The following is a 24,107-nucleotide window of genomic DNA, read 5'->3' on the forward strand; positions in this document are numbered from 1 at the left end:
CAATCATGAAAACGATTAAAGTTACCCAGACTAAATCTTCTTCGCATCGTTTGAAAAATCACAAACTTTGCTTACAAGGTTTAGGTCTGCGTCGTATTGGTCATACTGTAGAAGTGCAAGATACTCCTTCTAATCGTGGTATGATCAACAAAGTCTACTATATGGTTAGTGTAGAGGAATAAGCCATGACTCTGCGTTTAAATGAGCTTGCGCCTGCAGAAGGTGCAAAACGTGAAAACCGTCGCTTAGGCCGTGGTATCGGTTCTGGCGTTGGTAAGACTGGTGGCCGTGGTGTCAAAGGTCAGAAATCACGTAAAAGTGGTGGCGTTCGTCCAGGCTTTGAAGGTGGTCAAACAGCGATTTATCGTCGTTTACCTAAATTCGGTTTCACTAGCCAATTGGCTTTGAAAACTGCTGAAGTACGTTTGTCTGAACTTGCTAAAGTTGAAGGCGATATTGTTAGCCTAGAAACTTTAAAAGCTGCGAACGTTGTACGTAAAGATATGTTACGTGCTCGTATCGTACTTTCTGGTGAAATCACTCGTGCATTCACTGTTCAAGGTGTTGCATTGACTAAAGGCGCTAAAGCTGCTGTTGAAGCTGCTGGCGGTAAAGTCGAGGAGTAATCGCGAGTGACTATGTCTCCTAGTTCTTCAGGTCATGTTAACATGATGAAAGGGCAGCCATTTCATGTGAAATATCGTGAAATTATTCGCCGATTAATGTTCTTGATTGGTGCTTTGGTCGTCTTTCGACTAGGATCGCATATTCCTCTGCCAGGTATTGATAATGTCGCGCTAGAGCGTTTTTTTAAGGCTAATGAAGGTACTTTCTTAGGCTTATTTAATATGTTCTCTGGCGGGGCATTAGAACGTATGTCAATTCTTGCGTTGGGTATTATGCCATACATCTCTGCATCCATCATTGTGCAGTTGATGTCAACAGTTGTTCCTTCGCTTGAAGCATTAAAGAAAGAAGGCGAGCAGGGTAAACGTAAGATTAATCAGTACACTCGCTATGGCACATTGTTACTTGCCTTTGTGCAAGGTATTGGAATGTGTGCGGGACTCATCAGTCAAGGAATTACTTTGACTTCGGGTCTGGCTTTTTATATTCCAGCAGTCACATCTTTAGTGGCTGGAACAATGTTTCTGATGTGGTTAGGAGAGCAAATTACCGAACGTGGTATCGGTAATGGTATTTCCATGATCATTTTTGCTGGTATTGTTGCAGCATTGCCAACTACAGTTATTCAGTCTTTCTCATCTGTTGAGCAAGGACAAACCAGTCTTATTGGTTTAGCTATATTTGGTTTGCTTTCATTAGCAGTACTCGCAGCGATCGTGTTTATTGAAAAAGCTCAGCGTCGTATACCTGTTAACTATGCTCAAAAGCAACAAGGGCGTCGCATATTCACTGCTCAGCAAACACATTTGCCATTAAAAATTAACATGGCAGGGGTTATTCCAGCAATTTTCGCAAGTTCGTTATTGTTGTTCCCTGCAAGTTTAGGTCAATGGCTTGGAAGTGCTGATCCAAATGCAGGAATTGTAAAACGTACGCTACAAGATTTGGCATTAGTATTATCGCCTGGACAACCTTTGTATTTGGTGCTGTTCGCTGCGTTAATCATTTTCTTCTGTTATTTCTATACTGCGCTAGTATTTAGCCCTAAAGAAGTTTCAGAGAATTTGAAACGAAGTGGAGCATATGTACCTGGTATTCGCCCAGGTGAGCAAACTGCTCGTTATTTAGATCATATTCTTAATCGTTTGACGTTTATTGGTGCAATCTATATCACTGTCATTTGTTTGATGCCAATGATTTTGCAAAGTTCATTTGGTATCCCATTCCATTTGGGGGGTACTTCTTTGCTGATTGTTGTGGTAGTTGTGATGGACTTTATGGCTCAGCTTCAAGCTCATCTCACGTCTCACCAATATGATAATCAATCGTTAATGAGAAAGACTGCTCATCCTAAGGGATAAGCGCACTTAGAGGTTTCATCATGAAAGTTCAAGCTTCTGTAAAGAAAATTTGTGGTAGCTGTAAAGTTATCCGTCGTAATGGGGTTATCCGCGTAATTTGTAGCGCAGAACCTCGTCATAAGCAGCGTCAAGGTTAATCTGATCAAGACCTGTTGATTTCAGTAGGCGAATTGGGTTAATATCCGCCCCTCAAGATTTTTGTGGGGCGGTTGATTATCTCTACTGCCTTTTTGGAGAAAAGTGAATGGCTCGTATTGCCGGTGTAAACATTCCGGATAACAAGCATGCTGTTATCTCCCTCACGTACATCTTTGGTATTGGTCGCCACACTGCTAAGAACATCTTAGCTGCTGCTGGTATCGCTACTACTACCAAGATCCGTGAATTGGATGATGCTCAGCTCGATGCGATTCGTGCAGAAGTTGCTAAGGTTCCTACCGAAGGTGACTTACGCCGCGAAATTTCCATGAACATTAAACGTTTAATGGATTTAGGCTGCTACCGTGGTCTTCGTCATCGTCGTAGCTTGCCTGTCCGCGGACAACGCACCAAAACTAACGCACGTACCCGTAAAGGTCCGCGCAAACCGATTAAAAAGTAAGATTTCTGGAAGCTAAAAGATGGCAAAAGATACTCGCACACGCAAGAAGGTCACTCGTACCGTCTCTGAAGGTGTTGCACACATTCACGCGTCTTTTAATAACACCATTGTTACGATTACCGATCGTCAAGGTAATGCATTGGCTTGGGCCACTTCAGGTGGGCAAGGCTTCCGTGGATCACGTAAATCAACTCCGTTTGCTGCTCAGGTAGCTGCTGAAGTTGCTGGTAAAGCAGCTTTGGATTACGGTTTGAAAAACTTGGACGTCCTTGTAAAAGGTCCTGGTCCAGGTCGTGAGTCTGCGGTTCGTGCATTAGGCGCAGTGGGTTATAAGATCAACAGCATTACCGATGTGACACCAATCCCTCACAACGGTTGCCGTCCACCTAAAAAACGTCGCGTGTAAGGAGAAACATTCATGGCTCGTTATATTGGTCCAAAATGCAAACTCTCTCGCCGCGAAGGGACAGACCTGCAGTTAAAATCTGGCGTTAAACCATTTGACGTCAAAACAAAAAAACACGCTAAAGCTCCTGGTCAACATGGCGGGGCTCGTGGTGGTAAACAATCTGAGTATTCACTACAATTACGTGAAAAACAAAAAGTACGTCGTATGTACGGTGTGTTAGAGCGTCAATTTAGTAATTACTATAAAGAAGCAGCTCGTGTTAAAGGTGCAACAGGTGAGAACTTGTTGAAATTGCTTGAAAGCCGCCTAGATAACGTTGTTTATCGCATGGGTTTTGGTTCTACACGTGCAGAAGCTCGTCAGCTAGTAAGTCACCGTAGCATTACTTTAAATGGTCGTCGTGTTAATATCGCGTCAATCCAAGTTAAAGCAGGTGATGTAATTGCAGTTCACGAAGGTGCTAAACAACAATTACGTATTAAAAACGCAATTGAATTAGCTGCTCAACGTGGTATTCCTTCTTGGATGGATGTTGACCATTCTAAATTTGAAGGTACGTTTAAAGCTGCACCAGATCGTTCTGATTTACCTGCTGAAATCAACGAAAGCTTGATTGTAGAATTGTATTCTAAATAATCCTTGAGGTAGCAATAATGACGCGTACTGCAAACGAGTTTCTAACTCCGCAAGCGATCAAGGTCGAAGCGGCAAGCGGGACCTCGGCAAAAGTGATTCTGGAACCTTTAGAGCGTGGTTTTGGCCATACTCTTGGTAATGCTTTACGTCGCATTCTATTATCTTCTTTACCAGGCGCTGCTGTGGTTGAAGTTGAAATAGAAGGTGTCGAGCACGAATACAGTACTTTAGAAGGCTTGCAGCAGGACATCGTCGAGCTCTTGCTGAACCTAAAAGGATTGTCTATTAAGCTGTTCGATCAAAATGAAGCATATTTAACATTAGAAAAACAAGGTCCTGGCGATGTTACCGCTGCTGACCTGCGTTTACCTCATAATGTTGAAGTGGTTAACCCGGAACACTTGATCGGCACTCTAAGTGCATCAGGCAATTTGAAAATGCGCCTGAAAGTTTCTCAAGGTCGTGGTTATGAAACTTCTGACTCCCGTTTCCCTGAAGGTGAAACACGTCCTGTTGGTCGTCTACAGTTAGATGCTTCTTATAGCCCGATTAAACGTGTGTCTTATACAGTAGAAAATGCTCGTGTAGAACAACGTACTGACCTTGATAAATTGGTCATTGATCTTGAAACAAATGGTACTGTAGATCCTGAAGAAGCAATCCGCAAAGCGGCTACAATTTTGCAACAACAAATTGCAATTTTTGTTGATCTTCAGAAAGATCAAGCTCCAGTTGCTCAAGAGCCTCGTGAAGAAGTTGACCCAATCTTGCTTCGTCCAGTAGATGATCTAGAGCTTACTGTTCGTTCTGCTAACTGTTTGAAAGCAGAAAATATTTACTACATCGGTGATCTTGTTCAACGTACTGAAGTTGAGTTATTAAAAACTCCTAACCTAGGTAAAAAATCGTTAACAGAGATTAAAGATGTTCTAGCTTCGAAAGGCTTACAACTCGGCATGCGTTTAGAGAACTGGCCACCAGCTAGTCTCCGTATGGACGATCGTTTTGCCTATCGTAGCCGTTAATTAAGTAGGACTATCACCATGCGTCATCGTAATAGTGGTGTGAAATTAGGCCGTACAAGCAGTCATCGTAAAGCGATGTTCCAAAACTTGGCTAATTCTTTGTTCGAACACGAGTTGATTAAAACAACTGTGCCTAAAGCAAAAGAATTACGTCGCGTTGCTGAGCCTTTAATCACTTTAGCTAAAAACGATACTGTAGCAAACCGCCGCTTGGCTTTTGCTCGTACTCGTTCAGCAGCAACTGTAGGTAAGTTATTTACAGTTCTTGGCCCTCGTTATAAAGAACGTAACGGCGGTTATCTACGTGTTCTTAAAGCTGGTTTCCGTGCAGGTGATGCTGCGCCGATGGCTTATGTAGAGCTTGTAGATCGCGAAGTTAAATCTTCTGCAGAATAATTTTAAAAGTTTTACTTTTTTATTATTCAATAAAGGTCGGTTTAAAACCGACCTTTTTTATTGCATGTAAATAGATTGTCTAACAATTTAGATACTGTGTCCCGAATTGACAAAAAAATATTAAAAAAACTCCAAACTTGACATTGTGTATTGTCAGTTTTGTGCTTAAATAAAACTGTACTCGTTTAAAGGTTATAAAAAGAAAATGGATAAGCATATTGATATATTGATTGTTGGTGCTGGTATCTCAGGAATCGGTTTGGCAGCACATCTTTCGAGGAATTGTCCAAATAGACAATTTGAAATTTTAGAGCGTCGTGACAGTTTTGGCGGTACCTGGGATTTGTTCAAATATCCTGGTATTCGTTCAGATTCTGATATGTCTACTTTTGGATTTAATTTTAAGCCTTGGCAACAGTCTAATGTATTAGCCTCTGGTTCTGCAATCAAAGGTTATCTATCTGAAGTTGTAGATGAATATAAACTTAAAGATAAAATTAATTTTGGGCATCGTGTACTTTCAGCAAATTTTGATTCTTCATTAAAGCAATGGATATTGAATGTAGAAGATCAAAATCAAAAGAAACAAACTTGGACAGCAAATTTCGTTTTGGGTTGTACAGGTTATTATAATTATGATCATGGTTATGAACCAGAGTTCCCGAATCGTGAAGCATTTAAAGGACAGTTTATTCATCCTCAGCATTGGCCTGAAAACTTGGATTATACTGGTAAAAAGGTAGTCATTATTGGTAGTGGTGCTACAGCAATTACACTTGTTCCTGCCATGGCAAAAGGCGGTGCAGAACATGTTACGATGTTGCAACGTTCACCGACTTACATTGCTTCTATTCCATCTATTGATTTTCTTTATGAGAAAATGCGTAAAGTATTATCCGAAGATGTAGCATATAAGTTAACCCGTGCACGTAATATTGGTATGCAACGAGGTATATATGCGATCGCGCAGAAACAACCTAAATTACTCCGAAAATTCCTTCTAAAATCTATAGAAATGCAATTAAAGGGTAAAGTGGATATGAAACATTTTACACCTGCATACAATCCATGGGATCAGCGTTTATGTGTGGTTCCTGATGGAGATTTATTTAAGATATTACGTTCTGGTAAAGCAAGTGTTGAAACTGATCAAATTGAGAAGTTTACGGAAACTGGCATTCAGTTAAAATCTGGAAAACATTTAGATGCTGATATTATTGTTTCTGCAACGGGCTTAGAAATTCAAATCTTGGGTGGAATTAAAGCAACCTTAGATGGAAAACCTTTAAATACGTCTAAACATATGCTTTATCAAGGGGTTATGGTTAGTGATGTTCCGAATATGGCAATGATCATCGGTTATATTAATGCTTCTTGGACGTTGAAAGTTGATATTGCTGCTGATTACATTTGCCGTCTACTGAATTATATGGACAAAAAGGGTTACGATGAGGTTATTCCTCAGGGGGATCAAACTGAGATTCTCGAAGATACTGTGATGGGTAGTCTTTCTTCAGGCTATATCGCACGTGCAGCGGATGTTATGCCTAAGCAAGGTAAACATGCACCATGGAAAGTCACTAATAATTATCTGGCAGATCGTAAAGAACTAAAACATGCGAAATTTGAAGATGGCATTCTAAAGTTTTTTAAACGGGATTTAGAAGATAATCGTAAACCTAAGCTAGTATCCTAAATACAATTAATTTTAATTCAGGAGCTTCGGCTCCTTTTTTATTTAAGCTTATGTTTTGACTTGGTATTTTAGAAATATCATAAAAATAGAAAATCAATTTGCAGTATAAGTATTGATGTTTTAGATAATCATGAAAATAAAATATAGCTTATAGATTGTGAAAATGCTGAATGTACAACACTTATGCCGTCTAGGTATGTTATCGGATTAGCCCTAGACAACAATAGATTAGTTTCTATTTAAGCATTGGTTTGGGTGTATTCCATGTTAGGAAAAGCTGGGAGACGCTCAGAAGTCATTGTAGCTTTTTTAGAAAACGTGCAATGACTATCTTGATCTAATATTTCACTATTAAAAAGCCATCCTCCCACTAGTGCACAAGTGATTATTTTGGGGTTTTAGAGTGTGCGAGAAATTAATTCTTTCATGATTTCATTGGTTCCTGCATAGATACGGTTAGCACGGTTGTCTATATATGCACGTGCAATTGGATATTCCAGCATATAACCATAGCCCCCATGTAACTGTACGCATTCGTCAACTACTTTTGAAAACATATCTGAAATTTTATATTTAGCGGCTGCAGCGGCATCAATACCAAGTTCATCGTTTAGCTGAAGTTGCATACTTCGATCCAGATAAGCACGGCAAAAATCAATTTCTGTGCGTAATTCAGCGAGTTTAAAACGTGTATTCTGGAAAGTACCAATAGCCTTTCCAAAAGCTTTGCGATCTTTTGTGTATTGAACTGTATGTGCGAAAGCAGCTTCAGCTCCAGCTTGACAGGCAATGGCCACAATCATGCGTTCCCAGGCAAGTTCTTTCATGAGCATAATAAAACCCATTCCTTCCGCACCTAACAAGTTTTCTTTTGGTACACGGACATTATCAAAAAATAATTCACACGTATCCTGACCTTTCATTCCAACTTTATTCAGTGGCTTGCCTTTACTGAACCCGTCACGATCTGCTTCGATGATGATTAGAGACAAATTTGCTGAACCTTTATCGCTATTGCCTGTTTTACAAACAACGACAGCCATGTCACATAGATAACCATTGGTAATGAAAATTTTTGAACCATTAATAATATATTCATCACCATCTAAAACTGCTGACGTTCTAACAGCCTGTAAATCTGAGCCTGTTCCTGGCTCTGTCATTGCAATAGCAGTAATGGCCTCACCTGAAGCCATTTTAGGCAGCCATTTTTGTTTTTGTTCTTCATTACCAAAATTATTGATGTAATTCGCAACAATATCTGAGTGCAGGGAAAAACCAGTCGAAGAATCCATAGCATAAGCCTGTTCTTCAATAAGGATCATACTGTATAGACGATCTACACCATAGCCACCATACTGTTCTGGCATAGTGGTACAAAGCAGTCCCATTTCGCCTGCCTTATTCCAGAGGTTACGGTCTACATGTTGCTGTTGTTCATATTTTGCAATATTTGGAACAACTTCTTTTTCATAAAATTTGCGTACTGTGTCACGAAAAGCTTCATGCTCTTGTGTAAATAAATTGCGCGACAACATGTTGGCAAGTGGACGGATTGCACCTGATTGCATTTTTATTCTATCCCTATAGTGTTATGGTGTGCTTTGATCGTTACAGATGCGGCTTTCAGGTACAATGAGATGAATGCTCATTTATCATGTTGAAATGATAAATTTTGTCAATTTTGAAAATTAGCTAAGAAATTATTCTGGATGTTCAGTACACTATTATCAGTCAATGAAAAGGGGAAAATGATGTCTGAAGAAATCACTTTAGAAGAACGTAAAGTTATTTATCGTGCACGTCGCGGCTTAAAAGAAATTGATGTTTATTTCGACCCTTATGTGAAGCAGTATTATTTACAGGCAGATGCAGAAGAAAAGGCTTTGTTCAAAGAACTGGTCGATCAGGAAGATCCTGATCTTTTGGACTGGTTCATGGAAGTAGCTGAGCCACCACGTCCAGAATTAAGAGCTTTTATTTTAAAACTAAAACATTACGTTCATGGCTAATGTAACGGGTAAAATGAATCACTTTAGTTTCAGCTTGCAACACAGTCGTTTATCGATCGCGTTGCATATATTTATGCTACTGCTGATTTGTTTTTGTATATATCAAGCTTTAAATATCTGGATGTGTTTCATTGCGGGTATAGGCCTGATTTTGAGTTATATATTTTTTCTGAATCAGAAACAGTTAATAAAACTTGAGTGGCTTGATCAAAATGATTGGTCATTAAAGTATAGTGATAATAAAAATACACAAACTCTAGAACTAGAAAGAATGTTAGATCATCAGCTTTATATTGTGCTTTATTTTTATGGCTCAAAGCCTGAATCTGTATTGATATGGCAAGATCAATTGAGCAGGTTGCAATGGAAAAGCCTAAAATCACGTGCAAAATTACATTAATTGTCTAACAAGGTAACTTTATTTTGTATTTTAATTTTTATTAAAAATCAAAATATTATAAATTTATTTGGGGGGATTTTAGCTTTTGTTAGACCAAAACATCAAAAAAATTATGAATTTCAGCCTTGTTAGACAATTTGAGCCACACAATTTTCAAACAGCAGTTAAATTAAATATACCAACAGCGAATGAGGAATTTCAAAATGGGTGAAATTCATACGTGGTGGTTCTTGGTCATCGCTATTTTTTTAGCGATTTTTGTAGGAAGACTAGGAACTGTGCTGAGGGAACGAATCGAAAAAAATAAAACGAACAGACTCTCTTGAGAGTTTACCATTTAATAAGTAGCATGTGCTGAACCGTCGCAATGCTACTTTTTTTTGCCTAAATTTTTTATAGACCCAAGATTAGGTCAATTTTTTTAAAAATTAACTGTGGCACATTACAATTATATAATTAGAGCAATTACTCTGTTTTTAAAAAATTGCTTCTGATATGTTAGGCAAAGGATATAAACAAAATTATATAGAGGACAGGAAGAATGTCTAAAGTCCAAAAAATTACTCGTTTTGCAATGACTGCACTTATTGCATCTTCTGTTTTATCAGGCTGTTCTTATGTAGTTAAATCTGGTGCAAATGTTGCCATTGGATTTAGTGATAAACATATCGTTCCACCTATCTTGAAAATGGGTGATGCAGATATGGCATGTCAAACGGGGACAGCTTTAACGCCAGCGATTATGGCAACTAAAGATATGGGGGCAGATCCAACCAGAATGGCAGTATTATTATACTCTGCTGCCGGTATGTGTGCGGAAGGGAAGTCAGTTGACGCAGAATTACGCTATTTGCGAGCTTCAAAAGCCAATCAGGTTTCTGAAGCTCAAGATGCGCGGGTTGAGCAAAAGCGCTGGGCAGCTCTTGCTGCAGAGCGGCAATATACAGCTTATCAATTGTTTGCTGAGCGCTGGCAAGCAAAATATAAATACAAGTTGGGAGATTCTTGCCCAACAATGCATAAAGATCTGGATCAAACAGTTTATTTATTGGGACTGTTAAGTGGCTTACAGGCAATGACTAATGATATTAACTCTGGTGGTCAAGTCAATGTGCCAAAAGATATTGCTGCAATTGTTGAACGTAGCATCGGCTGTTTAGATAATGCCAAGTTCTGGGGAGCACCAAATGCAACACGTGCAACAATCTGGACTTTATTGCCAGGTTCAGGTGATGGTAAACCAGATCCATATCAAACCTTAGATCAGTCTATGAAAATTGCTGATCAGAAAGGGGTACGCTTGGCTTATGCACTCAATGCAATGGCTGCACAAGCCAGTGGCGATGATACCAAGATTCGTAATGCGCTACGTGCTTATGGGGCTTCTCGGGCTGAAGATAAGCCTGTAAATCCTGAATTCCGATTGATTGACAGTATGGCAGGTCAAATGATGCAAGAAATTGCAGATCGATATTGGACAGAAAATACTGGAGTACGTGCAGCTGATGATGGTTTTACTACATTCTGGGATGATAAAAGCGATTCTAGTGGTTTAGATGAACTGTTTCAGGATGGTGACTCTGGTACCATAGAAGCTCCGCCTGCAACAGAGACAAATGCCAATTAAGCTATTTTTTATTGATGATATGCATCAAAGATTAATCATCAATATATGGCATTAAATTGACAAGACTTAGAGATAGCAACATGCAGGTAAATGAATTACGATCAAAAATTGTATTGATTGCAGTATGTTGCTCTTTCTCAGCCTGTTTACAGGTATTTCCCGGTTTTTTTATTTATTTAAGAGCTAATTTATTCTCTGAATTTTGGCGTTTGTGGACAGCACATTGGGTACATGTCGGGTGGGTGCATTACCTTTTGAATATGCTCGCATTTGCATGTTTGCCTTTTATATTTCCACAAATTAAAAATAAAATATTTGTGACTTCGCTTTTCGTTTTGTCTCCCCTGATTAGTCTGGTGTTTTATTTTTTATATCCAGCAATTGAAGCTTATGCAGGACTTTCAGGTGTTTTACATGGTTTATATGTTTTTGCGGCGATCCTGTATTTAACAATACCAACGGAACGAAAATTTGCACTATTGATTCTGACTTTAGTCATGGTCAAGTTGCTTTGGGAAAATACTTTTGGGCAAACAGGAACGGCAGAACTGATTGGTAGCCCTGTTCTTGTTGAAGCACATTTATGGGGAGCTATTTGCTCAACTATCCTTGCATTACTGTATTTATTATTTAAACACAAGTGCTTAAAGATAGACGGTTGACATAAAAGACCATAAAAATTGTGGAATTTGTCATTTTATATTGTTAGCTTTTGATGCAAATTTAAACATAGATTAAAGAAAGCTTGTGAGAAGCGATTCTCATAATCAAGGAAAACATCGCACTATACAAAAAATTCAATTTTGTGATGGCGAATAAAAAAAAGTGGAAAAAACATGCAAAACAATGATGAAAAGAGATCAGGGTTTGGTCTCATCCGTTATGTCTGGAATGAGTGGATTTCCACTTTTTCCATTCTCATTCTTCTACTTTTGACCCTGATTATCGGTACAGGTGAAATGATTCATGGTCAATTGCTCCGTATAGGCGAAGGTTTATATGGAGATCCTAAAAGCGGGATACAATATTCATTTCTACGCGCTGAACCAAGCAAGCCGACCTGTGATCGCAATCCAAATATCGATGTACTTGTTCAGCAACAGATGAAAGCTAATGCTAATGATGAATTCGCTGATATTTTTGGTACTTCTTCAGAGGCAGACGTTCGTAATTCGGTTCTTGCCGCTCAACAACTATGTGAAGATAAGCATATATTTTACGATAAGGCGATGAAATATATGGATGATCATCCAAGCATCCGTCCTTATCGTACATTTGAGACCACTTTTTTTGGGGTCTTTAAGTTTGGTGTAGATAATAAAGTTCTGATTTTACTATTGATGGTTGTGGTCTCTGCGATTACTGCATCAGTCAAAATGCATCATATTGGCTTACGTCCTGCAGTAACCAGGCTGGATTTTAGTGTTTATTCCAGTGTCATGGTTCTGGGGAATGGTCTATTAACTTATTCGGTTATTAGTCAATATCGTTCAGTACTTAATTCAGGGGTGACATCTACCTTTGAGACGCTCGCTATTTACTGGCTATGGATTATTTTATTTGCTTCATTAACCATAATTAGCTTGTATCAGTTAGTTAAACCACCAAAACCAACCAAAGAAGGTGGAAACTTTGGGCTAGCATTACTGAGTGTGCCTTTGTATGCCTATATGGCGGTACTGACTGGATTAGTCTTCATTTTTGTTATGGACTATCCGATGGGGCAAGGGATTTATCTGGGACAACTTACAGAGTTTGCAGATATTTTTCTAAAACTTGCCTTATTTATCTGGGCCGGGATGTTACTGACACAAACACGTGTTATGGATTTATTCCTAAATATTCTTCGTCCATGGAATCTTGCTCCAGAAACACTGACCTGGCTTATTTTGATTGCTGCAGCAATTCCAACAGCATATACGGGAGCATCGGGTATTTTCGTGATTGCTGCGGGTGCGATTATTTATAAAGAAGTCTGGAATGCTGGTGCTCGACGTCAATATGCTTTGGCAGTTTCAGCAATGTCTGGTTCACTTGGTGTGGTTATCCGTCCTTGTCTTTTGGTTGTGCTGATCGCTATGCTAGATAGCCGTCATGTGACTTCTGACGAGCTATTTAACCATGGTATATATGTTTTCTGGTTAACTGCATTTTTATTCTTAGGTGTGTCGTTGATGCTGGCGGATCAAAAGTTCCGTATTAACTCACCAAAAGTTGCATTACCAGGCATGGCTAAAGCCTTTGTTCCTGTCATTCCATATATCTTGATTACGATTGCTGTTATCGCGATATATCGTTATGGTCTAGATACAAAAATGGATGAGTTTACTGCTCCAGTAATGCTTCCATTTATCCTCCTCGCATATATTTTGTTTGATAAATTATTCTCGGAAAAACTATCGACCAATCAGGCACAAACTGTAGATTTGGCTACGATACATGCCAGTGAATCAAAATTCATGCGTGAGCATAGTGATACACCAAATAACCGTCGCGGTTTTGGTAGTGCTGTACGTTTTGCCACAGCAGAAACAGTTGGGCATATCGGTGCTCTTATCATTCTGATGGCATTGTCTGCAAGCATGGCAGGCCTGATCGAGCGTTCAGAAATTGTGACTATGGTTCCGACACATCTAGGCAGTATTTTGATTACACTGGGCTTTATGGCATTGTTACTCGCTATCATTGGCATGTGTACTGACCCATTTGGTGCTGTCATCTTGGTTGCTGGTACGATTGCTCCTGTTGCTTTTGAAAATGGGGTACACCCAATTCACTTCTGGATGATTGTATTGGTTGCATTTGAGCTTGGTTATGTCACGCCTCCAGTCGCATTGAATCACTTGCTAACAAGACTGTCTGTTGGTGATGAGGAGGTGGCAGCAGCAGATGCAGAAGCCAAGAGTAAATATACAAAGTTCTATTATCGATATGAGCGTTGGTTACTACCGATTATGGTTCTGTTCCCATCACTGTTAATCGTGACTTATGCACCGTATATTTTCAAAATGTTTGGGTGGTATCACTAATTTTGAAAAGTAAGTATGTCACTTAACATCAATGCCAGTCAGTAGATAAATTGACTGGCATTTTTATTTAAGTGGTTTATTTGGGGGGAATATTATAGGTATGAATATATTTAAATTGAGTATATTTATCATATAACCTGATCCAAAATATAAATTCAGAAGTGATTTAAATATAGGCAAAGTATGTTGAATACAGCATAAGCTTTGTATTGCTGATTTAGGTTATTTTTTCTGGCGAAATTTATTTTGAATAAGGGGACTACACAAGATAATTGCCAAAATAATTAATCCGAAACCGATAAGGGCATAGTGGTCAGGGATTTCATGCCAGAATAAAAAACCCAGGATTCCTGCAAATATAATAGCTACATAATTGATAGGTCCAATCTGTCCAGCAGGTGCAAGCTTATAGGCATAAGACATAAACATCTGACTAATATTTGCAAGTAAGCCAGCTCCGATCAATAAGCAAAGCTCATGAAATGTATAGGGACGCCATACCCAAAACATTGGGACTGCCGAGATGAGTGAGCCAATGATGCAAAAATAAAAAACAATTCTTTCAGGAGGTTCTGTATTGGTTAAAGCCCGTACCGTGACAAATGCCATAGCTGCAAGAAAACTCGCACATAACCCAATCATTGAAATATGATTAAATAAGCCACTATCTGGCTTGGCAACCATGATTACTCCAGCTAACCCTAAACCGGCAGCAATAAGCATGGCTAAGGTAATCTTTTCTTTTAGGAACAACCAGGCAATCAGTGGGATAAAGATTGGAGAGGAATAAGTAAAAACCATGGCATTAGATAGTTTTAAATGTGCGATGGCGTAGAAAAAACCATACATGGCTGCCAATCCCACGACTGATCGCCATGTGTGCATCCAGAGTTTTTGGGTTTTAAAAAAATTTAACCCTTTGTTCAGAATGAGAGGTAAAAAAATGAAAATACCGACCGAATTCCTGAAAAAAAAACAATCGTGTAATTATCTACAGTATAGGAGGCAAAACGGATCAGTACTCCCATAACCGAAAATAAAAAGGCTGAAAAGGTCAAATAAACAATGGCTTTAACCAGATTTCGATTTGATATGATTAGATTCATTTCATATGAAGCTTAGATTTTATTGTGTTCTTGCATTTGTGATTCCAATAACTTGATTTGCTCTTCTTTGAGTTTAATTAATTGTTCAGCATCAATATGTTGATCTTTTAGTGTATTCGCCTGATCATGAAGCTGTTTTTGTATATCATCCAGTTTAGTCATTTCCTCTTTGGCAAGACTTGGACTGGTTGGTATCTGCTGTTTTAAGAGATCATCATTTACCAATGTTTTTAATTCGGATGTCGTTGTTGGTGGCGTGGGTGTGGGTTGAGCACTTTCTTTTTTAAGTTTGCTTTGATTTTCAGTCTTAGGAATTTGTAATGTTTGGTGCTCCGTCCTGGGCGGAGTATTCATCTGGAAAAAAACAATTATAGCTAAAACAATACTGAATAAGCCCCCAGCAATCCACCATATTAAATGAGAGTTTTCTCTCTGAGTTTGCGTCATTTTTTTTCCGTTATTTTCAGGTTATTTCTGACGCGGCTTGAATTGAATTACCCCAATTTCATCAGGTGTTGCTGGCTCCGACTGTACTTCAACATGTGTTGGACGATTTTCTGAATAGCCACACTCGATACATTCAATCCATTCCGCATCATCAGTGGTTAACATAATGATTCGATCTAGCGCTTCGCATTTTGGACACTTTACACCCGCGATGAAACGCTTTTTGATATTCATCATGTTTACCACTTATTGATTAATCTAGATTGGTATTTTAAGCACTTTTAGTACTGTTCGTCCAACCTTGATGACGTAGTAAAGCATCAATTTTTGGCTCACGACCACGGAAATTGATAAAAGCATCGAGAGCTGCATCTTTGCCGCCTACAGCTAATATTGCTTTACGGAACTCCGCACCAGTTTTCGTATTAAAAACCCCTTCATTTTCGAAGCGATCAAAAGCATCGCTCGCCAGAACTTCAGCCCATTTATAGGAGTAGTATCCTGCAGCATATCCACCCGCAAAAATATGACTGAAACTATTCTGGAAGCGGTTATATGTAGTCGTCGGTGCAACCGAAAATCGTGTTCGTATGTCATCAAGAGTATCTTGAATTTGTGCAGCATTTAATGCAGGTGTAAGTTTATGAATGGTTAAATCAAACAATGCAAATTCAATTTGACGCAGAGTATGCATACCTGACTGGAAGAAGCGAGCATCAAGTAGTGCTTTTAATAGCTCAGCTGATAACACTTTTTTAGTCTCGATATGTTCACTTAAGGCATCCAGACTTTCTTTATCCCAGGTCCAGAACTCCATAAACTGGCTTGGTAATTCAACTGCATCCCAGGCGACACCATGCGTGCCTGCAACTGAAATATTATCCACTTCGGTTAACATGTGATGTAAGCCATGACCAAACTCATGAAAAATAGTAACCAATTCATCATGTGTTAATAGCGCTGGTTGATCGCCTACAGGTGGAGTAAAGTTACAGACCATATAACAAATCGGTTTTTGTAGCCCATTTTCAGTTTGCATACGTGAGCGGAAACCACTCATCCACGCACCACCACGTTTACCACTACGCGCATAAAGATCAAAATAAAAACCGCCTATGACCTGACCTTGATCCTCTAATTCAAAATAATGTGCATCTGGGTGCCAGACAGGAGCTTCACGCTCTACGATATTGATTCCGTATAAACGATTTACGACACTAAATAAGCCTTGAATGATCTTAGGGGCAGGAAAATAAGGTTTCAAATCTTCTTGAGAGAGATTGAATTGTTGTTGTTTTAATTTCTCAGAATAATATGCCGTATCCCAAGGTTGCAGGTCCGTTACACCATCTTGAGCCGCAATCTGTTTTAGTTCCCCGATTTCCTGAAGTGCAGGAGCTTTTGCATGTTTAGCCAAATCAACAAGAAATTGATCTACTGTCTGAACATCTGGTGCCATTTTGCTGGCAAGCGAATATTCAGCAAAGTTGTTGAAACCTAAAAGCTTTGCCATTTCCTGACGTAAACTTAAGATTTCAACCATGGTTTCAGTATTATCAAACTCAGGATGATCTGACTGGTCAGATGCACGAGTTGTGTATGCTTTGTAGAGTTCTTCTCTCAATGTCCGATCATCTGCATATGTCATTACTGCCATGTAGGATGGAATATCCAGAGTAGCTACAGGCTGCTCAATATCACGTGCCTGTCCCAGTTGTTTTAAAAGTTCGATACTGCTTTGTGGTAAACCTTTGAGTTGTTCTTCATCAAGCGGTTTACTGAAAGCTTGTGTTGCATCCAAGACGTGATTGGAAAAATCAGAAGACAATTGAGACAAGCGGGCTGAGATTTCAGCATAACGTTTTTGTTCATCCCCCTCGAGTGCGACACCTGATAGCTTGAAATCCCGAAGTGCCAGTCGAGTTGCACTTTGTCTGGCTGCACTCAATGTTTGAAAAATAGGATGATCTGCGATGTTTTGATATGTCTGATATAGAACTTTATGTTGTCCTAATTGAGTGTAATATTCACTTAAAATAGGAAGTAATGATTGATAAACTTCACGAGTTTCTGGATTGTTCATTACGGCATTTAAATGAGAAAGTATGCCCCATGACTCATTTAAATCATTTTCTAAATGATCAATTTTATTTAATACAAGTAATTGTTGTTCAGGGTCGACAGCGACCTCTTGCAATTCATTTAAAAAAGTCTGACCTTTTTGAATTGCAGCTTTAATCTGTTTCTTTAAATCTTTCAGTGTGATGCGATCAAACTGGGGAACTGGCAAAGTTGCCTTTTCTAATGTCATATTATTTCAGCCAAATATAAGTCATGTTTGTAATGTGTGGATTATCAAGATAGAAATCAAGTGAATTTCTATTAAATTAACAATTGGTTAACTTATATTCACTGTATTTTTTTATCTGGTTCTCATTATTATCTTCAAAAAGATAACCAGCATTATTTCGCCAAATATACTGTTATAAAATATTCTTTTTCACATGAGTTATCACTTGAATAAATAGGTTTAAGTAAAAAGAGAGCCGTAGCTCTCTTTTTGTGTTATTCAGTTCTAGCCTTAGCATTGGATTTTTTCTTTTTGGTTTTTTTCTTCACTTTGTCTTTGATTTTGGCATCAGACTTACTTGAAGTTTTTTTACCTGGTTTTTTTGAATATGAGCTTGGCTTGGATTTAGGTTTTTTCTTACGAACTGGTTGTTCTCCGTCATCACTGGTTTTTGCTTCAACAGGTTTTGTTTTACCAAAAACCTCTTCAGTTGCCGTAGGCTTGGCAACACGTGGTGCACGACTACGAATGACACGACCTGCATGGGTGAGCTGTTTTAAAAGTTCAAAGTCAATTTTACGTTCTTCAAGATTAACGCCTGCAACTTTGATTTTAACTTCATCCCCTAAACCAAAAATCTGCCCTTTGTTTTGTCCGACCAGACTCTGGCTGACTTGATCATAAACAAAGAAATCTTCTCCGAGTTGACTGACATGAATCATGCCATCGACATACAAATCTTTGAGGGTAACAAATAGACCAAATTCTGTAACAGCACTGATAATCCCGACAAATTCTTCACCCAAATGCTGTAACATATAGTGACATTTCAACCAAGAGGTCACTGAACGAGAAGCTTCATCTGCACGGCGTTCAGTCTGGGAGAAATGTTCTCCAGCATCATCAAGCGCAGCTCCAGAAAGAGGGTAAGGTTTCTTATTCAAATAGGCTTTGATTGCACGATGCAATAACAGATCAGGATAACGGCGAATAGGTGACGTAAAGTGAGTATATGCTTCGTACGCCAAACCATAGTGACCTACATTCTTAGGGCCATAATAAGCTTGCATCATTGAACGTAATAGTACGGCATGAATACTTGGAGCATCGATACGATCTTTGGTTGCTTCAATGACTGCCTGATAATCTGCCTGCGTTGGCTGCTCAGGGAACTTGAGTCCAAGCAGTTTGACAAAATCCCTGACTTTTTGAATACGAGAAAACTCAGGGGCTTCATGTACACGATATAACATTGGAATATCATTTTTTAAACAATATTCAGCAGCAGCCACGTTAGCGAGCAGCATACATTCTTCAATCAATTTATGTGCATCGTTGCGAGTACGCGGTAAAATTTGTTCAATACCACCTAACTCATCAAAAGTCATATAAGTTTCGACAGTTTCAAACTCCATAGCGTGACGTTTAGCACGTAGCTCCTTGAGAGTTTGATAAAGCTGGAACAAGGTATTGAGCGATTTTCTAACATTGCGATCTTCAGTAATCGCAGCACTATCGCCTTCAAAATATTTGGCAACTTGTGTATAGGTAAGACGAGCTTTCGAGTGCATAACCGATGGATAAAACTCATATCCAGTAACACGACCTGCACGAGAAAGGGTCAGATCGCATACCATGCACAGACGATCTACATGTGGGTTAAGTGAACATAATCCATTCGAAAGTGCTTCAGGAAGCATAGGGAGTACAAAATGAGGAAAATATACCGAAGTACCTCGTTCTTGTGCTTCGTTATCAAGTGGTTTATCAAGACGTACATAATGACTTACATCCGCAATTGCAACCACAACGCGATAGCCGCCACCAGGACGTTTTTCAGCATAGACTGCATCATCGAAGTCTCGTGCATCTTCACCATCAATGGTAACTAAAGGTAAATCTCTTAAATCAATACGACCAGCACGATCTTTGGCACCTGGTTCTTTAAAGCTTTCAGCTTCTTTTATAACATCTTCAGGAAACTCATAAGGCAAACCATATTCCAAAATGGTCTGTGGGATAATGATCTGGGTATCAGCCTGATCTGCCATGGATTGCACGATGTGTCCAGTCGAAAATTCATCACGAGTAGGGTAGTCATCAATGGCTACACGTAATGCATCACCGACTTTGGCTTTAGCATATTCAATCAGTTCTTTTTCTAATGTGATGGGTTGGTGTGCATTGGGATTCGATGGTTGAATAAAGTATTCATCATCATAAGTAGCAAGTTTCCCAATTAACTCTTTCACTCTATGTTGCGTAACTTCAGTGATATAGCCCCATGCTTTACCTTTACGATCTACAGATGTTTGTTGAACTTTAACTCTGTCGCCGTGAAAGACTTGGCGAAGTTCGCGCTCAGGTAACAATATTTCTTCACGTTGACCATCAATATTTGCAGAACCTAGGCCTTTTGCATTGATATAAACCGTTGCATCATAAATAGGTTGATCTGCCATCAGATCAAACTTATAACCGTCTTTCATCAGCTGACCGTCACGAACCATCGCACTTAAGCGATGACTTAATGCATCAATACTTTTTTGATCAGCAATTTCAAAATGCTCCACTAAATCTGCATGTGATTGTGGTGCTTTTAATTGTTCTATCGTCTCCAGAATAAGAGTACGGCTGGGAATAGGATTGTCGTAACGCTCAGCTTCTGCTTTAGCTTCAGGATCTACCCAATTTTTCATAATGTCATTTGGACGCATTCAAAAGATATGTGATTAGCATAAGTCATGCGAGCCAAGACTGCACGCAATTGATTGCAATAATCTGTTTTTAGCAGCAAATTTTTTATGATTTTTATCAGGCACATTTTAAATAGCGCTTTTTTGGTATAAAAAATCAACAAAAATAAGAAATTTGCTTAAAAAATATTTAATTGAGTAAAAAACTGATAAAAAAGTGAATCGATGACTTGATGAATCGAGTATTAATTTGTATTATGGCGGCTCGTTACGGTGAGATGGGTGAGTGGCTGAAACCACGTCCCTGCTAAGGACGCATACGGGCAACTGTATCGAGGGTTCGAATCCCTCTCTCACCGCCACGTTTTTCTTATGATGCGCTCATAGCTCAGCTGGATAGAGCACTTGGCTACGAACTAAGGGGTCGGGAGTTCGAATCTCTCTGAGCGCACCAATCAATTAAAACCTCTGCGAAATTAACGAATGCCGTTTATTCGGCAATACAAGTATTGCGCTCATAGCTCAGCTGGATAGAGCACTTGGCTACGAACTAAGGGGTCGGGAGTTCGAATCTCTCTGAGCGCACCAACTTGAAAAATTAACCGCTTATATAGCGGTTTTTTTGTGTCTAAAAATAATATTTAAAGCAATGTATTGATATTATTTGCTTAAATGAAAAATGATCATTGTTATAAATACAATCAGAATGATTAAAAATAGTCGTCGCCTAATTTTTTTGACTTAGATGCTTGTTCATCATTTTTTTCTAGTTGTGCATCAAATTCAGGATATGGAATCAACTGTTTCCCAAAACCGTCTAAATATAGAATCCGGTCTTGAGTTGTAAGTAACTTTACTTTTTTGGGTAGCCAGGAGTTTGCAGGGATTGGCGCTTGAGGATGTGAAAGGATATGATCCATGATATCGACGATCTTGATCATTCCGTTTTTAAAATCAGTACAACTTTCGCTTTCGAGATCCATTGCAGTAATTTGGTTAATATCTAACTCGACAACCCAGTTCTGGTATTGCCCAAGAAAACCTATAAATTTCTCTGCTAATTCATTGACTTGCTCATCATGGAATATGCTTGTCCAAAGATCAAACTTGGATTGAAATGTGGTGATACTCTTTTTTATTGTTGCTCTAAAAACTGGATATAACGCTCCATCTGCTTCATCTTGGATAATTTGAATATCTTCTTGCGTAAATAATGCGAGTCAAAATAAAGGAATACCATATCTGGTTTCTTGATAAATATCATTATCATCTAGTTCAGAATGAATATCGGGTTTAATCCAAAGTACCGAGCAGTTCGCCATTTTATTTTTATTGAATTATTCGTGGATCAATAATATATCGTGTTAAAACGGAAATGAATAGCACGACATTTTTTGTCGTACTACCTATTCTTCTAAGTTTTTATGTAGATAAAATCTACTAAAATAGAGTCATGATTTGGCATTGCTGAAAATTAAAATGAGAAAATTTACAGATGGATATTACACTTATGAATACATTGATTTTATCTGTTATCAGTCGTTAAAAAATTGTGACGGATGTAACCGTTCGCTCATTGGATTTGCCTACGAATTAAAAATTCAGACTACAGATGAAACGGTTTGTTATTGTGGACAGTGTATGTGTTTGCTGACGGAAATATCTATTAATAAATAAGATTTTACAGTCAGCCTTTTATTTTTTTCACTTGAGTATCCTTGGAGGAAACCGCATTTCCATCTTGGTTTATCGGCACCATTGGAGCCAATTCCAATCCAGTCTTTATATCAATCAGTTTGGAATGAGGCTCTTGTTCAGAAAATAAAAACTGTTCTCCCCATTGACGCAAACCTACAATAATTGGAAATAGTGCTAATCCTTGCCTGGTTAAAATATATTCTTGATAAGCAGAGCCATCAGATGCAGGGCGAACTTGTAAAATTTTTGCTTCAAGTAATTTTTTTAACCGGTCAGAAAGAATATTTCGGGCAACATTCAAGCTTTTTTGAAAATCACTAAAACGGGTTATGCCATCAAAAGCATCCCTGACAATGAGCAAAGCCCATCGGTCACCTATAAGCTGGATGGATCGGGCAACAGGACATGCTTCGTAGTGATTATCTTGCATTGCTAATATTTTTTTCAGATCATTAAAAGTAGTTGCATTTTAAAACAAGATTATTTATTGTACAACTGGTTTTAAAATAAAACTAGGTTGTCAAATGCAAAAAGATAAAGCCGCTGATTTAATCCATTCTGAAAATAGCATTGCGCCGTTATCGAATACGCTTGTTATTTTTTTGGCATGTGCGGCAGGGATAAGTGTTGCAAATGTTTATTTTGCGCAACCGATATTGGATTTTATTGCGCAAGGCTTTGCTCTTCAGCCTGCATATACAGGTCTTGTTATAACAATAACTCAACTCGGGACTATTTTTGCTTTACTTTTTATTGTGCCTTTAGGGGATTTAGTATTACGTAAACCATTATTATTGATTCAGGCGACATGTTTAATTCTGGCATTACTTTTATTGGGTTCAGCAGGGCAAATATGGTTATTACTTTTGAGTTTCTTCCTGGTCGGAATGCTAGGAACTGCTATGACACAAAGTTTAATCGTGTATACATCAGTTTTGTCAAAAGCTGAAGAAAGAGGGGCTGCGGTTGCTATTGTTCAAGCCGGTGTTTTATTTGGCATTTTATTATCAAGGGTTTTTGCTGGGGTATTTAGTGATTTATTTGGGTGGCAGGGAGTGTATTTTAGCTCGGCACTGATTATTTTTTTGATTTCTTTTTTCTTATGGATAAATTTACCTTCTACGGGCAAAGTAAGACGTGAAATTTCCTATAAAAATATTATTTATTCTTTACTTGAACAATTATGTACTAACCGAATATTACAAATCAGGGGTGTTCTGGCCTTCTGGGGATTTATGAATCTTAATTTATTTTGGAATGCTCTGGTTTTTCCTTTAAGTGTTTCTCCATTTCAGTATTCTCATAGTGCTATTGGTGCTTTTGGACTCATTGGTGCTGTTGGGGCAATGGTTGCTATCCGAGTGGGAAAGTGGGTTGATCAAGGATATCTGGATAAAATTACAGTCTGTGCTTTAATGTTATTGATACTTTCATGGTTGTTTTTGCTATGGCTTAAAACTTCTATGATATTGTTTATATTTGGAATTATTATTCTGGATATTGCAATACAAGCTATTCATGTCAGTAATCAGAGTGCTATTTTAAAACAGGCAAAAATAGAATTACACGCCCGACTAGTTAGTGCTTATATGTTGTTTTATGCATTGGGAAGTGCTACAGGGGGAGCAATTGCAACAAGTGTCTACGCTCATTGGGGATGGACCGGTATTTGCGGTGCAGGTATATTCAGTAGCGTGCTTGCGCTTATATTTTTTATTTCTAATCCTAAAATTAAAATAAAAACATAATCTGTTTGTTTTTTACCAAGAAAATGTCTGAATTGTCCAATATCTATGCGATTGAAATAAAAAATGTGAAAAAGGACTTATCAAAATAACAAAAAGGCGTATAATGCGTCCCCATCAAGTACGCGCTCATAGCTCAGCTGGATAGAGCACTTGGCTACGAACTAAGGGGTCGGGAGTTCGAATCTCTCTGAGCGCACCAACTTGAAAAATTAACCGCTTTTTAGCGGTTTTTTTGTTTTTAATTTATTTAATATTAAATAATTGATGAGATCTTGGGCAGCTAGATGAAATTATCTACTGTAT

Annotated in this window: 23 protein-coding genes, 4 tRNA genes and 1 pseudogene; 20 read left to right on the forward strand and 8 right to left on the reverse strand. The window is 38.5% G+C overall.

Annotation, left to right across the window (positions count from 1 at the left end; genetic code table 11):
* Window positions 1–5 precede the first annotated feature (5 nt).
* The 10 genes from rpmD (at window position 6) to KPC_RS01405 (ending at window position 6,751) form a co-directional block, all read left to right on the forward strand.
* A complete protein-coding gene (gene rpmD, locus KPC_RS01360; protein ID WP_000849088.1) occupies window positions 6–182 on the forward strand; it encodes a 50S ribosomal protein L30 in 177 nt (58 codons plus the stop codon).
* Between the two features lie 3 nt (window positions 183–185).
* The gene (gene rplO, locus KPC_RS01365) at window positions 186–626 is read left to right on the forward strand and encodes a 50S ribosomal protein L15 (RefSeq protein ID WP_121972656.1); all 441 of its coding nucleotides are present in this window, start codon (window positions 186–188) and stop codon (window positions 624–626) included.
* A 45-nt stretch (window positions 627–671) separates the two neighbouring features.
* Window positions 672–1,988, forward strand: coding sequence for a preprotein translocase subunit SecY (gene secY, locus KPC_RS01370; RefSeq protein WP_171334404.1), 1,317 nt, complete (start codon window positions 672–674; stop codon window positions 1,986–1,988).
* A 20-nt stretch (window positions 1,989–2,008) separates the two neighbouring features.
* Window positions 2,009–2,125, forward strand: coding sequence for a 50S ribosomal protein L36 (gene rpmJ, locus KPC_RS01375; RefSeq protein ID WP_000867907.1), 117 nt, complete (start codon window positions 2,009–2,011; stop codon window positions 2,123–2,125).
* A 107-nt stretch (window positions 2,126–2,232) separates the two neighbouring features.
* The gene (rpsM, locus tag KPC_RS01380; RefSeq protein ID WP_005012957.1) at window positions 2,233–2,589 is read left to right on the forward strand and encodes a 30S ribosomal protein S13; all 357 of its coding nucleotides are present in this window, start codon (window positions 2,233–2,235) and stop codon (window positions 2,587–2,589) included.
* A gap of 19 nt (window positions 2,590–2,608) precedes the next feature.
* Window positions 2,609–2,995 carry a 30S ribosomal protein S11 gene (rpsK, locus tag KPC_RS01385; protein ID WP_001040166.1) on the forward strand — a complete coding sequence of 129 codons (387 nt, stop codon included), beginning with the start codon at window positions 2,609–2,611 and terminating at the stop codon, window positions 2,993–2,995.
* Window positions 2,996–3,007: 12 nt separating this feature from the next.
* Complete coding sequence (gene rpsD, locus KPC_RS01390) at window positions 3,008–3,634, forward strand: 30S ribosomal protein S4 (RefSeq protein ID WP_121972658.1); 627 nt, start codon at window positions 3,008–3,010, stop codon at window positions 3,632–3,634.
* A 17-nt stretch (window positions 3,635–3,651) separates the two neighbouring features.
* Complete coding sequence (locus KPC_RS01395; protein ID WP_086174445.1) at window positions 3,652–4,659, forward strand: DNA-directed RNA polymerase subunit alpha; 1,008 nt, start codon at window positions 3,652–3,654, stop codon at window positions 4,657–4,659.
* Between the two features lie 18 nt (window positions 4,660–4,677).
* Entirely contained in the window at window positions 4,678–5,055 is a 378-nt protein-coding gene (gene rplQ / locus KPC_RS01400; protein WP_004869494.1) for a 50S ribosomal protein L17, read from the forward strand.
* Window positions 5,056–5,260: 205 nt separating this feature from the next.
* On the forward strand, window positions 5,261–6,751 hold the full coding sequence (locus tag KPC_RS01405) for a flavin-containing monooxygenase (protein ID WP_121972659.1): 1,491 nt from the start codon (window positions 5,261–5,263) through the stop codon (window positions 6,749–6,751).
* Between the two features lie 398 nt (window positions 6,752–7,149).
* Here KPC_RS01405 and KPC_RS01410 read toward each other — a convergent pair whose 3' ends face one another.
* A complete protein-coding gene (locus tag KPC_RS01410) occupies window positions 7,150–8,322 on the reverse strand; it encodes an acyl-CoA dehydrogenase family protein (protein ID WP_121972660.1) in 1,173 nt (390 codons plus the stop codon).
* A 183-nt stretch (window positions 8,323–8,505) separates the two neighbouring features.
* Here KPC_RS01410 and KPC_RS01415 point away from each other — a divergent pair, with 183 nt between their 5' ends.
* The 5 genes from KPC_RS01415 (at window position 8,506) to KPC_RS01435 (ending at window position 13,819) form a co-directional block, all read left to right on the forward strand.
* The gene (locus tag KPC_RS01415; protein WP_121972661.1) at window positions 8,506–8,763 is read left to right on the forward strand and encodes an FAD assembly factor SdhE; all 258 of its coding nucleotides are present in this window, start codon (window positions 8,506–8,508) and stop codon (window positions 8,761–8,763) included.
* Window positions 8,756–9,163, forward strand: coding sequence for a hypothetical protein (locus KPC_RS01420; protein ID WP_121972662.1), 408 nt, complete (start codon window positions 8,756–8,758; stop codon window positions 9,161–9,163). Before KPC_RS01415 ends, KPC_RS01420 begins: the two co-directional genes overlap by 8 nt.
* A gap of 541 nt (window positions 9,164–9,704) precedes the next feature.
* Window positions 9,705–10,790 carry a hypothetical protein gene (locus tag KPC_RS01425; RefSeq protein ID WP_121972663.1) on the forward strand — a complete coding sequence of 362 codons (1,086 nt, stop codon included), beginning with the start codon at window positions 9,705–9,707 and terminating at the stop codon, window positions 10,788–10,790.
* Window positions 10,791–10,870: 80 nt separating this feature from the next.
* On the forward strand, window positions 10,871–11,452 hold the full coding sequence (gene rrtA, locus KPC_RS01430) for a rhombosortase (RefSeq protein WP_121972664.1): 582 nt from the start codon (window positions 10,871–10,873) through the stop codon (window positions 11,450–11,452).
* A 174-nt stretch (window positions 11,453–11,626) separates the two neighbouring features.
* Window positions 11,627–13,819, forward strand: coding sequence for a TRAP transporter large permease subunit (locus KPC_RS01435; protein WP_121972665.1), 2,193 nt, complete (start codon window positions 11,627–11,629; stop codon window positions 13,817–13,819).
* Between the two features lie 222 nt (window positions 13,820–14,041).
* Here the strand turns inward: KPC_RS01435 and KPC_RS01440 are convergent.
* The 5 genes and pseudogenes from KPC_RS01440 to rnr form a co-directional block, all read right to left on the reverse strand.
* Window positions 14,042–14,925: pseudogene (locus tag KPC_RS01440) on the reverse strand (DMT family transporter).
* A 12-nt stretch (window positions 14,926–14,937) separates the two neighbouring features.
* Complete coding sequence (locus KPC_RS01445; protein ID WP_121972666.1) at window positions 14,938–15,372, reverse strand: hypothetical protein; 435 nt, start codon at window positions 15,370–15,372, stop codon at window positions 14,938–14,940.
* Window positions 15,373–15,393: 21 nt separating this feature from the next.
* A complete protein-coding gene (locus KPC_RS01450) occupies window positions 15,394–15,600 on the reverse strand; it encodes a YheV family putative zinc ribbon protein (RefSeq protein WP_171334405.1) in 207 nt (68 codons plus the stop codon).
* A gap of 43 nt (window positions 15,601–15,643) precedes the next feature.
* Complete coding sequence (locus KPC_RS01455; RefSeq protein ID WP_121972668.1) at window positions 15,644–17,683, reverse strand: M3 family metallopeptidase; 2,040 nt, start codon at window positions 17,681–17,683, stop codon at window positions 15,644–15,646.
* A 254-nt stretch (window positions 17,684–17,937) separates the two neighbouring features.
* Window positions 17,938–20,361 (reverse strand): ribonuclease R, encoded by a 2,424-nt coding sequence (rnr, locus tag KPC_RS01460; protein ID WP_121972673.1) that lies wholly within the window; start codon window positions 20,359–20,361, stop codon window positions 17,938–17,940.
* A 269-nt stretch (window positions 20,362–20,630) separates the two neighbouring features.
* Between rnr and KPC_RS01465 the strand changes: the two genes are divergently transcribed.
* The 3 genes from KPC_RS01465 (at window position 20,631) to KPC_RS01475 (ending at window position 20,946) form a co-directional block, all read left to right on the forward strand.
* Window positions 20,631–20,720: transfer RNA gene (locus KPC_RS01465), tRNA-Ser, on the forward strand.
* 15 nt (window positions 20,721–20,735) lie between these two features.
* A tRNA-Arg gene (locus tag KPC_RS01470) sits at window positions 20,736–20,812 on the forward strand.
* A gap of 57 nt (window positions 20,813–20,869) precedes the next feature.
* A tRNA-Arg gene (locus tag KPC_RS01475) sits at window positions 20,870–20,946 on the forward strand.
* A gap of 122 nt (window positions 20,947–21,068) precedes the next feature.
* Here KPC_RS01475 and KPC_RS01480 read toward each other — a convergent pair.
* Together KPC_RS01480 and KPC_RS01490 are read right to left on the reverse strand one after the other, a co-directional pair.
* On the reverse strand, window positions 21,069–21,341 hold the full coding sequence (locus KPC_RS01480; protein ID WP_121972669.1) for a hypothetical protein: 273 nt from the start codon (window positions 21,339–21,341) through the stop codon (window positions 21,069–21,071).
* A gap of 704 nt (window positions 21,342–22,045) precedes the next feature.
* Window positions 22,046–22,486: a winged helix-turn-helix transcriptional regulator gene (locus KPC_RS01490; protein WP_121972670.1), complete on the reverse strand. Its 441-nt coding sequence runs from the start codon at window positions 22,484–22,486 to the stop codon at window positions 22,046–22,048.
* 94 nt (window positions 22,487–22,580) lie between these two features.
* Between KPC_RS01490 and KPC_RS01495 the strand changes: the two genes are divergently transcribed.
* Both KPC_RS01495 and KPC_RS01500 read left to right on the forward strand, forming a co-directional pair.
* Window positions 22,581–23,804 carry an MFS transporter gene (locus KPC_RS01495; protein ID WP_121972671.1) on the forward strand — a complete coding sequence of 408 codons (1,224 nt, stop codon included), beginning with the start codon at window positions 22,581–22,583 and terminating at the stop codon, window positions 23,802–23,804.
* A 122-nt stretch (window positions 23,805–23,926) separates the two neighbouring features.
* Window positions 23,927–24,003: transfer RNA gene (locus KPC_RS01500), tRNA-Arg, on the forward strand.
* Window positions 24,004–24,107 lie beyond the last annotated feature (104 nt).

Origin of the sequence: Acinetobacter stercoris (assembly GCF_900323515.1) — a bacterium.
Taxonomy (GTDB): Bacteria; Pseudomonadota; Gammaproteobacteria; order Pseudomonadales; family Moraxellaceae; genus Acinetobacter; species Acinetobacter stercoris.